Source organism: Roseovarius sp. B08, from assembly GCF_051417955.1.
Lineage (GTDB): Bacteria > Pseudomonadota > Alphaproteobacteria > Rhodobacterales > Rhodobacteraceae > Roseovarius.
The window spans coordinates 990,298-1,003,878 of sequence record NZ_JBPRLW010000001.1 but is presented as its reverse complement, the minus strand read 5'-3'; the positions used below and the strand labels follow the sequence as shown (position 1 = coordinate 1,003,878).

The 13,581-nt window shown below is 64.8% G+C and carries 16 protein-coding genes; 4 read left to right on the top strand and 12 right to left on the bottom strand.

Annotated features, from left to right (window positions below; translation table 11 throughout):
* Positions 1-35: 35 nt before the first annotated feature.
* A complete protein-coding gene (lepA, locus tag ACSQ76_RS05100; RefSeq protein ID WP_306128113.1) occupies positions 36-1,835 on the bottom strand; it encodes a translation elongation factor 4 in 1,800 nt (599 codons plus the stop codon).
* A 102-nt stretch (positions 1,836-1,937) separates the two neighbouring features.
* Between lepA and ACSQ76_RS05095 the strand changes: the two genes are divergently transcribed.
* Together ACSQ76_RS05095 and ACSQ76_RS05090 are read left to right on the top strand one after the other, a co-directional pair.
* The gene (locus ACSQ76_RS05095) at positions 1,938-2,219 is read left to right on the top strand and encodes an acylphosphatase (protein ID WP_437155700.1); all 282 of its coding nucleotides are present in this window, start codon (positions 1,938-1,940) and stop codon (positions 2,217-2,219) included.
* Positions 2,220-2,395: 176 nt separating this feature from the next.
* Entirely contained in the window at positions 2,396-3,226 is an 831-nt protein-coding gene (locus tag ACSQ76_RS05090) for an MBL fold metallo-hydrolase (RefSeq protein WP_437155699.1), read from the top strand.
* A 3-nt stretch (positions 3,227-3,229) separates the two neighbouring features.
* On the opposite strand, the gene ACSQ76_RS05085 is transcribed toward ACSQ76_RS05090, so the two are convergent.
* On the bottom strand, positions 3,230-3,820 hold the full coding sequence (locus ACSQ76_RS05085; protein WP_437155698.1) for a GcrA family cell cycle regulator: 591 nt from the start codon (positions 3,818-3,820) through the stop codon (positions 3,230-3,232).
* Positions 3,821-3,946: 126 nt separating this feature from the next.
* Here ACSQ76_RS05085 and ACSQ76_RS05080 point away from each other — a divergent pair, with 126 nt between their 5' ends.
* Positions 3,947-4,750 (top strand): ABC transporter permease, encoded by an 804-nt coding sequence (locus tag ACSQ76_RS05080; protein ID WP_437155697.1) that lies wholly within the window; start codon positions 3,947-3,949, stop codon positions 4,748-4,750.
* Positions 4,751-4,817: 67 nt separating this feature from the next.
* On the opposite strand, the gene ACSQ76_RS05075 is transcribed toward ACSQ76_RS05080, so the two are convergent.
* The 3 genes from ACSQ76_RS05075 to ACSQ76_RS05065 all read right to left on the bottom strand — a co-directional run bounded on the left by ACSQ76_RS05075 (position 4,818) and on the right by ACSQ76_RS05065 (position 6,621).
* Positions 4,818-5,429, bottom strand: a complete 612-nt coding sequence (locus tag ACSQ76_RS05075) for a methyltransferase domain-containing protein (protein WP_437158162.1) — start codon at positions 5,427-5,429, stop codon at positions 4,818-4,820.
* Positions 5,430-5,529: 100 nt separating this feature from the next.
* On the bottom strand, positions 5,530-5,880 hold the full coding sequence (locus ACSQ76_RS05070) for a hypothetical protein (RefSeq protein WP_437155696.1): 351 nt from the start codon (positions 5,878-5,880) through the stop codon (positions 5,530-5,532).
* A 144-nt stretch (positions 5,881-6,024) separates the two neighbouring features.
* Entirely contained in the window at positions 6,025-6,621 is a 597-nt protein-coding gene (locus ACSQ76_RS05065; RefSeq protein ID WP_437155695.1) for a hypothetical protein, read from the bottom strand.
* 210 nt (positions 6,622-6,831) lie between these two features.
* Here ACSQ76_RS05065 and ACSQ76_RS05060 point away from each other — a divergent pair, with 210 nt between their 5' ends.
* Positions 6,832-7,683 carry a DUF4394 domain-containing protein gene (locus tag ACSQ76_RS05060; RefSeq protein WP_437155694.1) on the top strand — a complete coding sequence of 284 codons (852 nt, stop codon included), beginning with the start codon at positions 6,832-6,834 and terminating at the stop codon, positions 7,681-7,683.
* A 304-nt stretch (positions 7,684-7,987) separates the two neighbouring features.
* On the opposite strand, the gene ACSQ76_RS05055 is transcribed toward ACSQ76_RS05060, so the two are convergent.
* The 7 genes from ACSQ76_RS05055 to ACSQ76_RS05025 form a co-directional block, all read right to left on the bottom strand.
* Positions 7,988-8,572: a GNAT family N-acetyltransferase gene (locus tag ACSQ76_RS05055; RefSeq protein ID WP_437155693.1), complete on the bottom strand. Its 585-nt coding sequence runs from the start codon at positions 8,570-8,572 to the stop codon at positions 7,988-7,990.
* Positions 8,572-9,834, bottom strand: a complete 1,263-nt coding sequence (locus ACSQ76_RS05050) for a M16 family metallopeptidase (RefSeq protein ID WP_437155692.1) — start codon at positions 9,832-9,834, stop codon at positions 8,572-8,574. Before ACSQ76_RS05050 ends, ACSQ76_RS05055 begins: the two co-directional genes overlap by 1 nt.
* On the bottom strand, positions 9,831-11,219 hold the full coding sequence (thrC, locus tag ACSQ76_RS05045; RefSeq protein WP_437155691.1) for a threonine synthase: 1,389 nt from the start codon (positions 11,217-11,219) through the stop codon (positions 9,831-9,833). The genes ACSQ76_RS05050 and thrC overlap by 4 nt, the downstream gene beginning before the upstream one ends.
* The gene (locus ACSQ76_RS05040; RefSeq protein WP_306128125.1) at positions 11,216-11,905 is read right to left on the bottom strand and encodes an SURF1 family protein; all 690 of its coding nucleotides are present in this window, start codon (positions 11,903-11,905) and stop codon (positions 11,216-11,218) included. The genes thrC and ACSQ76_RS05040 overlap by 4 nt, the downstream gene beginning before the upstream one ends.
* Before the next feature lie 102 nt (positions 11,906-12,007).
* Positions 12,008-12,808 carry a cytochrome c oxidase subunit 3 gene (locus tag ACSQ76_RS05035; RefSeq protein ID WP_437155690.1) on the bottom strand — a complete coding sequence of 267 codons (801 nt, stop codon included), beginning with the start codon at positions 12,806-12,808 and terminating at the stop codon, positions 12,008-12,010.
* Between the two features lie 26 nt (positions 12,809-12,834).
* The gene (locus ACSQ76_RS05030; RefSeq protein ID WP_437155689.1) at positions 12,835-13,422 is read right to left on the bottom strand and encodes a cytochrome c oxidase assembly protein; all 588 of its coding nucleotides are present in this window, start codon (positions 13,420-13,422) and stop codon (positions 12,835-12,837) included.
* Positions 13,422-13,580, bottom strand: coding sequence for a hypothetical protein (locus ACSQ76_RS05025; RefSeq protein WP_306128129.1), 159 nt, complete (start codon positions 13,578-13,580; stop codon positions 13,422-13,424). Before ACSQ76_RS05025 ends, ACSQ76_RS05030 begins: the two co-directional genes overlap by 1 nt.
* Between the last annotated feature and the right edge of the window lies 1 nt (position 13,581).

Sequence of the window (13,581 nt, the reverse complement as noted above, 5' to 3'; positions counted from 1 at the left end):
CGTCGCGCCGCGTGGGTTTTCACCCACCCTACGGCTCAATTATCCATCTTGAGCGCCGAAATGAATGCCTCCTGCGGGATATCCACCTTCCCGAACTGGCGCATCTTCTTTTTCCCCGCCTTTTGCTTGTCCAAAAGCTTGCGCTTCCGGCTGGCGTCGCCGCCATAGCACTTCGCCGTCACGTCCTTGCGCAGGGCCGAGAGCGTCTCGCGGGCGATGACCTTGCCGCCGATGGCGGCCTGGATCGGGATCTTGAACATGTGGCGCGGGATCAGGTCCTTCAGCTTTTCGCACATCGCCCGGCCGCGCATCTCGGCCCGGTCGCGGTGGACCATCATGCTGAGCGCGTCCACCGGCTCGTCATTCACCAGCACCGACATCTTCACCAGGTTGTCCTCGCGGTAGCCTTCCAGCTGATAGTCGAAGGAGGCATAGCCCCGCGTCACCGATTTCAGCCGGTCGTAGAAGTCGAACACCACCTCGTTCAGCGGCAGGTCATAGACCGCCATCGCGCGGCTGCCTGCATAGGTCAGGTCCATCTGGATGCCGCGCCGGTCCTGGCAGAGCTTCAGCACGTCGCCCAGGAATTCGTCCGGCACCAGGATGGTGGCCTTGATCCGCGGCTCCTCGACATGGGCCACGGTCGAGGGGTCGGGCATGTCGGCGGGGTTGTGCAGGTCGATCTGCGTGCCGTCCTTCATGTAGACGTGGTAGATCACCGAGGGCGCGGTGGTGATCAGCTCGATATCGTATTCCCGCTCGATCCGGTCGCGGACCACCTCGAGATGCAGCAGGCCGAGGAACCCGCAGCGAAAGCCGAAGCCCAGCGCGGTGGAGCTTTCCATTTCGTAGCTGAAGGACGCGTCGTTGAGCGCGAGTTTCTCAATGGCGTCGCGCAGATCCTCGAACTCCGCCGAGTCCACGGGGAAAAGCCCGCAGAAGACCACCGGCTGCGACGGGTTGAAGCCGGGCAAGGGCTCGGGTGTCTGGTTCTTTTCCAGCGTGATCGTGTCGCCCACGCGGGTGTCGCGGACCTGCTTGATCGAGGCGTTGAGATAGCCGATCTCGCCCGGTCCCAGCTCCTTGACCGGTTTCATCGACGGGCGGTAGACGCCGATATCGTCCACGTCATAGGTGCCGCCGGTCTTCATCATGCGGATGCGGTCACCTTTCTTCAGGACCCCGTCGATGATGCGGACAATACAGATCACGCCCAGATACTGGTCATATTTGCTGTCGACCAGCATCGCCTTGAGCGGCGCGTCGCGGTTTCCCTTGGGCGGGGGCAGCAGGTTGACGATCGCCTCCAGCACCTCGCGGATACCCTCGCCCGTCTTGGCCGATACCGGGATCGCACCCGAGGCGTCGATGCCGATCACGTCCTCGACCTGTTCGGCGACGCGGTCGATATCGCTGGCAGGCAGGTCGATCTTGTTGAAGACCGGCACGATCTCGTGGTCGGCGTCGATCGCCTGATAGACGTTGGCCAGGGTCTGCGCCTCGACCCCTTGGGTGGAGTCCACCACCAGCAGCGAGCCCTCGACCGCCCGCATCGAACGCGAGACCTCGTAGGCGAAATCGACATGGCCGGGCGTGTCGATCAGGTTCAGCACGTAATCCTCGCCATCGAGTGCGGTATACTCGATGCGCACGGTGTTGGCCTTGATGGTGATGCCGCGCTCGCGCTCGATATCCATCGCGTCGAGAAGCTGTTCCTTCATGTCGCGGTCCGGCACCGTGTCGGTGGCCTGGATCAGCCGGTCGGCCAGCGTCGATTTCCCGTGGTCGATATGCGCCACGATGGAGAAATTGCGGATATGCGAAAGCGGTGTCATGCGCAGGGTATGTAGTGGATTTGGGAGGTGGTCAAGGTGGCTTGATCGCGCGGGACATCAGGGTGAAACGCCCTATGTCACAACACGGAACAGGAGGCGACCATGCATAACGAGACGACACTGACCGGCGTTCTGGTCACCGGCAAGGTGCAGGGCGTGAACTATCGCGGCTGGACGCAGAAAGAGGCCCGGGCACGTGGCCTGCGTGGCTGGGTCCGCAACGAGGAGGATGGCTCGGTCCGCGCCGTTCTGTCGGGGCCGGAGGAGGCCGTGGCGGACATGCTGCGCGCGATGGGAAAGGGCCCGCTGGCGGCGAATGTCGCGCGGGTGGAGCCGGAACCGGCCGAGGCACCGCAGCAGGACGGGTTCGAGATCCTGCGCTGAGCTGTCGGCCGCCTGTCCGGCGTCATCCCGGACTCGATCCGGGATCTCTCTGCCCCTGGGACCGCGCAGCTTATGCCGCGGAAACAGGCACCGCGCCATGCCGCGTCGTATCACCGGCCGTTCAACGCTGACTTTCCCACGCCATGCGCTACACTCCTCGCCAGGAGGTATCGCCGATGGTCCGACTTGCCCTGTTCCTCGCCGCTCTTGCAACACCTGCCGTCGCACAGGAGGCCGAGCGCAAGCCCAGCCATTGCCTCTCGATCGCGCAATCCGCGCCCGGCATCGACTTCGTGCACAAGGCCAGCTTCCGCGATCCGGTGCCGCAGGACCGGGTGCGCATCCATTACATCGCCCACGCCTCGTTCCTGATCCAGGCGCATTCCGGCACCAGCGCGGTCACGGATTTCACCGGCTTTATCGGCAACGTGGATTTCCTGCCCGATGTCGTGACGATGAACCACGCGCACGAAACCCACTGGACTCCCTTTCCCGACCCCGGCATCCCCAACGTCCTGCCCGGGTGGGGCGAAGAGCATGGCGCAGGCATCGACCACTATCTCGATCTGGGCGACATGGTCATCCGCAACGTCTCGACCGATATTCGCTCGCGCTATGGCGCGCCGGCCGAGCCCGAGGGCAACTCGATCTTCGTGTTCGAGACGGCGGGGCTGTGCATCGGCCACCTGGGGCACCTGCATCACATGCCGACCGACGAGCAATTCGCGGCCCTGGGCCGGGTCGATGTGCTGCTGGCGCCGGTCGATGGGGGCTATACCCTGCCCCTGCCCCGGATGATCGAGACTGTGAAACGCCTGCGGTCGTCGATCGTCATTCCGATGCACTGGTTCGGTGACGGCACGCTGCAAAGCTTTCTGAATGCGATGGAAGAGGAGTTCGCGGTCGTCCGGACAGAGGACAGCGCGCTCACCGTTTCGCTGGATACGCTTCCGGGGCAGCCCACAATCATGGTGCTGCGGCCCCGGTGGCTCCGCGAGCCGGAATGAGACCTACCGTTTCCGGTCGCGGCGCGAGCTCATCGGCTGGAACGCGACGCCGACATGCGCCTCGCAATAGGGCTTGCCGGATTGCACAGGCAGGCCGCAGAACCAGAAATCATGCGTCGCCGGATCGCCCACGGGCCATTTGCAGGTCCGCTCGGTCAACTCCATCAACGTCAGCCGCTTGGCCTTTTTCTCGATCTCGCTGACCTTGGCCAGCGCCTCGGGGTCGATCTCGTTCGCAGAAGGTTGCGGCGGCAGGGGCTGGCCCGCCGGGATGATCGCCTTGACGCGGCTCGCCGCGGCGGTGGGCGCGGGTTCTTCCTTGGGCTCGGGCTTTTTCGCCTCGGGCTTGGGCGCGGCGGGCTTGGTCTTGGCCGCCGCCGGTTTGGCCTTGGTGGCGGGCTTGGCCTTGGCCGGCGCCTCGGACGCGGCGGCGCCATTGCCCGACCCGCTGCGGTTCGACAGGCCAAGGCGGTGTACCTTGCCGATCACCGCGTTGCGGGTCACGCCGCCCAGTTCCTTGGCGATCTGGCTGGCCGACTGGCCCTCGCTCCACATCTTCTTCAGCAGTTCGACGCGCTCGTCACTCCAGGACATGAGCCACCTTTCATTGGTTCATCACGCCGCCGGTGCACCCGGGGGCGTGGTCTTTTTGTCAGTTGCCCTATTCTAATCACTGGGCGTTGAGTTACAAGGCACCGCGAGACGACAATCGAGGCCAAGATGCAGGAATTTCACGAAATGGGCAGCCGCCGCTTCGGGCGGGTCAACTGGCTTGGGCTGGCCACGCTGGCGCAGCGCGAAACCCAGCGGTTTCTTGCCGTCTGGACCCAGACGCTGATGGCGCCGCTGGCGACAGCCGGCCTCTTCCTGGTGATCTTTTCCATCGCCATCGGAGAGCGCCGGGGCGATGTGATGGGCGTGGATTTCACCACCTTCATCGCGCCCGGCATCCTGATGATGACGGTGATCCAGAACAGTTTCGCCAACACGTCCTCGTCCATCGTGATTTCCAAGGTGCAGGGCAATATCGTCGACACGCTGATGCCGCCCCTGTCGCCCGCCGAACTGGTGCTGGGCTATCTGGCCGGGGCCGTCGCGCGCGGCGTGCTGGTCGCGCTGGCCATCGCGGTGGGGCTGGCGCTGTTTCTGGGGATCGTGCCGGCGCATCCGCTGATCTGGCTGGGCTTCGTGACGCTGGGCGCGGCGTTTCTGGGCGCGCTTGGCATGGTGGCGGGGATCTTCGCGCAGAAGTTCGACCAGATGGCGGCGATCACCAACTTCATCGTCACGCCGCTCGCGTTCCTGTCCGGCACGTTCTACTCGGTCGAGGCGCTGCCCGGCGCGCTTTACACGATCAGCCACGTGAACCCGGTCTTCTACCTGATGGACGGGGGCCGGTACGGCATGATCGGCGTATCGGACAGCAGCGTGTCGGTGGGCGCGGCGATCGTGCTGATATCGACACTGGCTGTCTCTGCCCTGGCTTGGGCGCTCTTCCGCAAGGGCTATCGGCTGAAGGCGTGAGCGGGGCCATTTTCCGCGCGGAAAATGTTGGCGAAAATGCGCATTTTCGCGCGCCCCGTGGCGGCGGTCAGCCCTGGCCTGCCGGGCTGAGCGCGCAGACATGGCGCACCTTGCGCCCGTCGCGGAAATAGTCGTGCATCCCCCGCCTGTCCTCGCCCAGGATCATGTCGTGGTCGAGCCACGTGGCCTCGTAATTCAACGCCTCGGCCATGAAATCGGTGGCCTTGCGCGACGGGACGCCCACGACCGTGTGGCTGCGCCCCTCGACCTCGGACACCGCGTTCAGCGGGTTCGACACGTCTTCCTTCAGCACCTGTATCACGGCGTTGTCCAGCACGATGAACTCGCTGTCGATGATCACCAGCTTGGGCTGCAACGCGCGGATGAGCGACAACAGGCGGAAATGGTCCATCACATGGTAGAAGATGCCGTAAAGCGCCACCACGTCGAACTGCTCGCCCGCCGCGCCCCGCGCCTCGAGATCGGCGAAAAGATCGCCGCAGGTCAGGCGCACGCGGCGCTTGAAATCGGTCTCGGGGAAGGCGTCGAACCGCGCGACCAGTTCGGGCCGTGCCTCGACCCCCACGACTTCGGCCGCGCCGGCGGCGGCCAGCGCGTAGGACCACCGCCCGTCATGGGCGGCGAGGTCCAGCACGCGGGCGCCCTCGATCTGCGGCAGAAACGGGTCGATGATCAGCTTGTGACGCTGGTTCAGCCGATAGATCGTGGTCGCGTTGTCGTCATAGGGGGAAGCTCGGCCAGAAAGTCGAACAGTCCGCTCATCGGCACAGTTGCTCGGCGCGGTCCCCGTAAGCGCGATACGCCTTCCAGAAGGCCTCGTCCCGGCCCCGGTCCGACTGGCGGATTTCCTGCGCCTGGTGCGGGTCGCGGTAGAACGCGGCGGCGCGCCGCTGGTCGGACGGGTTCAGCGTCTGGTCCGCCACCGCCTGGATGCAGCCGCACAGCGCCTGCGAACGCGATTTGCGATCCGACGCCATGCAGGCGCTGGAAATCGGGCCTGACGCCATCGGGGCGGCCCGGCTGACCGCTCCGCTGCGCCCGTCGAAGCGGTCCGGCTGGCCGCATCCGGCAAGGCCGAATGCCATAAGGGTCATCAATAGCTTTTTCATCGGGACTGTCCTGCTCTGTCCTCGTGGGGCGGCGGGATCGCGGGTTTGCCCCGTCTTGGCCGCGCCGTTTCGTTAACCTTCAGTGGGCGCGATATTGCCCCATCGCCAGAGGTTTTTCAATTGAGTTGATACCGGCGGCGACGCTCAGTCCCGCGCCGTGTTCTGCTCGGGCGGTGTCGTCTCGTACTGGTCGCCGGGCGAGGTAAAGCGCGTCCACCGCGCCGGCAGAATCGAGCCCTCGGTCAGCGCGAGGTTTTCGCCCGTGGCCGGCATGAACCAGATCTCCATGCCGCTGTCGGCCCTGCCCAGTTCCCGCACCACGGCCCGGCGCGGGATGCGGATCTCGACGGCGGCCCCGTCGCGATAGGCCAGTCCGGTGCCCACGCAGGTGGCATCCTGCCCGATATAGTTCTGCGCGGGGGCAACCTCGTTGAAGACCCGCAGATCATGCAGCACCACCTGCCCGTTCACCGCCAGCGTCGCGGGCGCGAGAAGGTCGCGCACATGCGGGCGCACGTATGCGGTCAACCGCTCGCTTTGCGCCCAGACGCCACACAAGGCCAGTTGACCGTCGATGGCCCGGCGCGGCTCGACCGCCACGGTGATGCCGCCGCCGGTGGTGAACCCGCCGCCGCCCAGCGTGACATCCCCTGCCAGAGGCACGGTGTCGGGTGCCGCAACGGCAGAGCCCGACACCGAAACTGCGGCCAATGCGGCGATCATAAAGGCGCGGAATGACATGATGCGGCTCTCCGTTGCATTTCGCGTGAGTCTACGCAGCACCAAGCCACTCTTCAACAGGCGTGCACGCACCTTTGCGTGAAACCGCGCGTGCGCTTTCGAAAAAAATTTCGGGCGCGGCGAAACTTCCCGAAGCGGTCTTTCGTGTCTTGGGTCAAGCACCGGCCAGAAAGGTCGGTTGCCCGACATAGTAACGAAGAGAGGACCACAATGTATACTCGTACCATCACCGCCGTTTCCGCCCTGTCGCTGCTGGGCACTGCCGCGTTTGCGCAAAGCGAAGGCGCGGACATGGGTTTCGCGCTGGCCAATGACGGCATGACACTCGTTTCCATGGCCGATATCACGTCGCCAACCGACGTGCAGACCATGGACCTCTCCGAGGCGCTGGACGCCATCGCGTGGCGCCCGGTCACCGGCGAACTTCTGGGCTTCAAGAACGGCAAGGTCGTCACCATCGACCCCGCCAGCGGCGAGATGACCGATCTCGAGGCTTCGTTCAACGAAGATGCCATGGTCGCCGACGGCTCGAAGGTCGCCTTCGACTTCAACAACAAGATCGACGCCGTGCGCGCCGTCTCGTCCGGCGAAGACAACCTGGTCTACTTCCCGACCGACTTCAGCGATGGCGAGAAGGCGGGCAAGGTCGTGCGTGTCACCGATCTGGCCTATGCCGAGGGTGACGCCAATGTCGGCGCCGATCCGATGATCTATGCCAACGCCTATACCAACGCGATCAATGGCGAGACCGCCGGCAGCACGTTCCAATATGCGCTCGACGCCGAGACGGACTCGCTCGTGAGCCTGGCCAACAACGAAGGTACGCTGGAAACCATCGCAGAGGTCACCGTCGACGGCGAAGCCGTGGACCTGAGCGACTGGGGCGGGTTCGACATCATGTCGCCGTCCGAGGGCGAGGACATGGCCTATGCCATCCTGCAGATGGAAGGCGCCGAAAACGCTGGCTTCTACACCATCGACCTGGAAACCGGCGAGGCCACGATGGAAGCCGACCTGGGCATGGGCGGCTTCACCGCGCTGGCCATCGCACAGGCGCGCTAAGCCAAAGGTTGCGTAGCGAGTTCTCTTTTGAGTTCGTAACGAGTGATGAGGGGGGCCTTCGGGCTCCCCTCTTTTTATGCGTTGCCGATTTGAGCCGCGGGATTGCCAGACCGCGGGGTGGCGACCGGCAGTTGTTCAGGGCACTTTATCCCTGAAACATCCGCGAAACTTCCAATCGAGGCGCTGACTGCAACCAATCGCCAGCCCGGGGGGCGGTCTGGCGATCGCGCGGCGGCGCGGCAAGGCCGCGCCTTTATTCCGCGCGAAGGATCATTTGGCCGTCGCGGCGGGGTCAAACCCCGCCCTACCCCACATCCGTCCGACCGCGCCGGTCGCCTCGCAGCGCGGCGTAAAGCACATGCGTCCGCCAGCGCCCCGCGATCTGCAAATAACTTTGCGCCACGCCCTCGTACTTGAACCCGCAGCTTTCCAGAAGCCGCCGCGACGGCGCGTTTTCCGGCAGGCAGGCCGCTTCCAGCCGCGACAGGTCCAGCCGCTCGAACGCATAGTGCGACACCGCCTGCAATGCCTCGCGCATGTACCCCATCCGCGCATAGGGTTGGCCGGTCCAGTAGCCTAGGGTGCCCGACTGCGCGGGGCCGCGGCGGATATTGTCCAGCGTGATAGCCCCCACCAGCCTGTCGTCGTCGCGGCGGAACAAAAACAAGGGCACCGCCGAGCCTGAGGAGATCGACCGCTGCGACCAGTAGACCCGGTTGGCGAACCCCTTGCGCGACAGGTGGTCGGCGGCCCATTGCGGCTCCCACGGGGTCAGGAAATCGGCGCTGCTTTCGCGCAGGGAAGACCAGTCGCGGAAGTCGGTCAGGACGGGCTGACGCAGGGTCAGGCGCTCCGTCTCGATCCGGATCTTCCGGCGTGGCAGGAACATCAGGCGGCGCGCCTTTCCTGCAAGGTCTGCAACGATGGCGCATGGCTGACGGGGCCGTAAAGCGCCAGCGCGGCGGGCGCTTGCGTTGCGATCACCTCGGCGTGGGATTTGAGGTCCTTCAGCGTGACCGCGTCGATCCGCTCGACCACCTCGTCAAGGTCCGGCACCCGGCCCCAGATCTGCATCATCCGCGCCGACCGCTCGGCCCGGTTCGACGGGCTTTCCAGCCCCATCAGCAGGCCCGCCTTCATCTGTGCGCGCGCCCGGTCCAGCTCGGCCTGGCTGAAATCTTCGGCGGCGCGCTTCATCTCGTCCACCGTCAGCCGCCCGAGGCTCTCCATCTCCTCCGCCGAGGTACCGGCATAGATCGTCAGCATCCCGGTATCCGAATAGGCCCCGGCCTGCGCAAAGATCGTATAGCACAGCCCGCGCCGCTCGCGGATCTCCTGGAACAGGCGCGACGACATCGAGCCGCCCAGCGCCGAGGCGTAGATCTGCGCGGTGTGAATGTCGGGGCTGGTGTAGTTGGAACTCTCGAACGCCATGGCGAAATGCGCCTGTTCCAGCGTGCGCACGGTGCGCGTCTCGCCACCGGCGAATTTGGCGGAAGGCGGCGCGATGGTGTTGGAGGGCTGCATGTCGCCAAACGCCTCTTCGGCCAGCTTGACCAGCGCGTCGTGATCCACGGCACCGGCGGCGGACAGGATCATCTGCCCCGGGCGATAGCGCTGATCGACGAACCGCGTCAGGTCAGTGCGGGAGAAACCGCGCACCCGGTCCTCGGGGCCCAGGATGGTGCGGCCCAGCGGATGGTTGGGATAGGCCTGCTCCTGCAACCAGTCGAAGATGATGTCGTCGGGCGTATCCAGCGCCTGTCCGATCTCCTGAAGGATCACGCCGCGCTCCACTTCGATCTCGCGCGCATCGAAGACAGGGTTGCGCAGAATGTCGGACACCACGTCCAGCGCCAGCGGCACGTCGTCGGCCAGCACGCGGGCGTAATAGGCCGTCACCTCGCGGCTGGTATAGGCATTGATATAGCCGCCCACATCCTCGATCGCCTCGGCAATCTCAAGCGCGTTGCGCCGCTTGGTGCCCTTGAAGGCCATGTGTTCGAGGAAATGCGCGATGCCGTTCTGCGCGGCGTCCTCGTGCCGGGCGCCGGCGAGCACCCACACGCCGATGGCGGCCGATTGCAGGCCGGGCATGTGTTCGGTGACGATGCGAAATCCGTTGTCGAGAGTGGTCAGGTTGACGGTCAATTCGGGATGCGGTCCTTGATGAGGGTTTCGATGGCGGCAAGGTCGTTTTCGACCCGTGTCACGCGTTCCGACCGCTCATACAGGTCGGCCATGCGGTCGGGCAAGGGGGGATGTTGGCCGCTGGCCTCTTCCACCGCCGCCGGGAATTTCGCGGGATGCGCCGTGGCCAGCGTGATCATCGGGGTGGCCGCGTCGCGCATTTCCTCGGCCACCTTCACGCCCACGGCGGAATGCGGGCACAGAAGTTCGCCGGCGGCGTTCCACGTCTCCAGGATCGTCGCGCGGGTCTCGTCCTCGTCGCTGCGGCCCGAGGCGAAGCTCTCCTGCAGCGCCTCCAGCGCGCCCTGGCTGACCGAAAAGCCGCCCGCCTTCAGCTCGTCCATCAGCTGGCCCACCGCCGCGCCGTCCTGATCATAGGCATAGTAAAGCGCCCGCTCGAAGTTGGAACTGACCTGGATATCCATCGACGGGCTGATCGAGGGGATCACGCCGTCGGGCTTGTATTCCGAAGTGGTCAGGCAGCGGTGCAGGATATCGTTCTGGTTGGTGGCCACGATCAGCCGGTCGATGGGCAGACCCATGCGCTTGGCGATGTAGCCCGCGAAGATATCCCCGAAATTGCCGGTGGGCACGGTGAAACTGACCTTGCGCTCGGGCGCGCCCAGCGACACGGCGGAGGTGAAGTAATACACCACCTGCGCCAGCACGCGCGCCCAGTTGATCGAGTTCACGCCGGCCAGCCCCACCGCGTCGCGGAACTCGAAATCGTTGAACATGTCCTTCACCCGGGCCTGGCAGGCGTCGAAATCGCCGTCGACGGCAATGGCGTGCACGTTGTCCTCGACAGGCGTGGTCATCTGCCGGCGCTGCACCTCGCTGACGCGGCCATGGGGGTAGAGGATGAAGACATCCACCTTGTCCAGCCCCCGGAACGCCTCGATCGCCGCCGAGCCGGTATCGCCCGAAGTGGCCCCCACGATGCACACCCGGTCGCCCGAGCGTTTCAGTGATGCCTCGAACAGCTGGCCGATCAGTTGCATCGCGAAATCCTTGAACGCCAGTGTGGGGCCGTGGAACAGTTCCAGCAGGAAATGCCCGGCATCCAGCTGTTTCAGGGGCGCCCGTGCGGCATGGCCGAACCCGGCATAGGTCTTGGCGATGATGGCGCGGAACTCGTCGTCAGTAAAGGCGTCGCCGATGAAGGGCCGCATGATGCGGAACGCCGCCTCTTCGTAACTGACCCCGTGCAGCGCCTTGATGTCGTCCGCCGACAGCGGCGGGATGCTCTCGGGCAGGTACAGCCCTCCGTCCCGCGCCAGCCCGGTCAGCATGGCTTCCTCGAAACTCAGCACGGGGGCGTTGCCACGGGTCGAGATGTATTTCATCGGTCCAGTCCTTTTTCGGCGCCGCGGTCGCGGAAGATGTAGAAGCCGGTCATGCCCAGCCAGATGGCCGCCAGCGAGAACCACGTGATCGCGTATTGCAAGTGATCGTTCGGAATATGCGCGGTGTCCACCGGCAAGGGCGTCACGGCGTCCTCGGGTTGCGACAATTCACGTGCAACCAGCAGCACCGGCTCGGTCTCCAGCACCTCTGCCATCTGGCCCAGGTCCCGTGCGAACCACGTGTTGCCCGCGACATCGTTCTCGGGCGTCGAGCTGTTGCGGTCGTCGGGCCAGTGCAGGTTGCCGGAAACGGTCAACTCACCTTCCGGCGGCCCCGGCAACGCATCGCTTTGCCGGATAAAGCCGCGATCCACCAGAATGCGCCGCCCCGCCTCGGTGACGAAAGGCGAGATCACCAGGTACCCCGCGCCGACCTGCTTGCGGCTGACCAGCACGCGCAGCGCGCCATCGCCGAACTGCCCGGTGACAGCGACCGGCAGGTACCTGTCGGCCTCGGGTTCGAAACTCTCGGGCAGCGCCACCGGCTCGGCGGCGATCCGCGTCTCGATCCGGGACAGGATGCCTTGCTTCCACTCCAGCCGCTGCATCTGCCACACGCCCAGCCAGATCAGCACGGCCGCGCCGGCCAGGCCGAAGATCAGCGGAAGTACCAGGTTTCTTTGCATGACGCCCCATGTGACGCGAAAATGCGGAAGGAACCCCCTCCGCATCTTCCTCTGGCTTCAAATATCCCCGCCGGAGGCAGAGAATTTTCGTACGAAAATTCTTCAGCCGCCCCAGATATAGACCGCGGCGAAGAGGAACAGCCACACCACGTCGACGAAGTGCCAGTACCAGGCGGCGGCCTCGAATCCGATGTGTTTCTCAGGTGTGAAGTGCCCCCGCATCAACCGCATCAGGCAGACGAACAGGAAGATCGTGCCGATGACCACATGCGCGCCGTGAAAGCCGGTCGCCATGAAGAAATTGGCGCCATAGATATTGCCCGAGAACCCGAAGGCCGCGTGGCTGTACTCGTAGGCCTGCAGCCCGGTGAAGATCACACCGAGGGCGATGGCGATCGTCAGGCCCCACTTGACGTCGTCGCGGTTGTTTTCGTGCACAAGCGCGTGGTGCGCCCAGGTGGCGGCCATGCCCGAGCACAGCAGGATCAGCGTGTTGATCAGCGGCAGGTGCCAGGGGTCGAAGGTCTCGATCCCCGCGGGCGGCCAGACGCCATCGGTGATCGGGGACATCTCGCCCATCGGATAGATGGCGTGCTTGAAAAAGCTCCAGAACCAGGCGGCAAAGAACATGACCTCGGACATGATGAACATGATGAAGCCATAGCGCAGACCGATCCGCACCACCGGCGTGTGATCGCCGGCATGGCTTTCCTTGATCGTGTCGGCCCACCAGCCGAACATCACGTAGGCGACGCCCACGAAGCCGGCCAGCAGCATCCACGGCCCGCTGCCGTGGAAGAACAGGACCGCGCCGAACAGCATGACGAACCCGGCCAGTGCGCCAAGCAACGGCCAGATTGAGGGGTTCAGAATGTGATAGTCGTGATTTTTTTCATGTGCCATCTGGCTTGGTCCCTCGTCGGTGGCTCTCAGTTCACGTTATTATCAGGTGTCGCGCCCTTGTCGAGCGCAGCCTGCGTTTCGTCTTCGGGCAGGTCGATCTCGTAGAACGTATAGCCCAGTGTGATGGTTTTCGTGTACTTCGCGTCGCGGTCGTCGACAATCTCCGGATCGACGAAAAACGTCACCGGCATCTGCACGCGCTCGCCCGGTTGCAGCACCTGCTGCTCGAAGCAGAAGCAGTCGATCTTGGTAAAGAACCCGCCCGCCTCGAATGGCGTCACGTTATAGCTGGCCGATCCCGCGACAGGCTTGTCGGTGGGGTTGTACGCCTCGTAGAAGGCAAGGCCCGTCTCGCCGATGCGGATCTCCATCTCGCGCTGCACGGGCTTGAATTCCCACGGGAAGCCACGCTCGTTGCTGGCGTCGAAACGCACCTTGATGGTGCGGTCGAGGATCTCGTCCGAGCCCAGAGCGGCCACATTGGTTTCGCCGCCATAGCCGGTGACCCGGCAGAACCAGTCGTAAAGCGGCACCGAGGCCCAGGCCAGCGCGCCCATCGTGACCCCCACAGCCACCAGCTGCATCACCGTCTTGGTGTTCCGGTCCATCGCCATCAGTTCGCCTCCTCTGTCGTTACCGCGAAGTCGTCGTCGGAAACCTTGGCAATGGTCAGCCCGAAGACAAGCGCGACGAAAGCCGCCAGAACCAGACCAAGGCCGAGGTTGCGCGAAAAGCGGCGCTTGTGCATTTCATGCTGGCGCGACAGCGACATG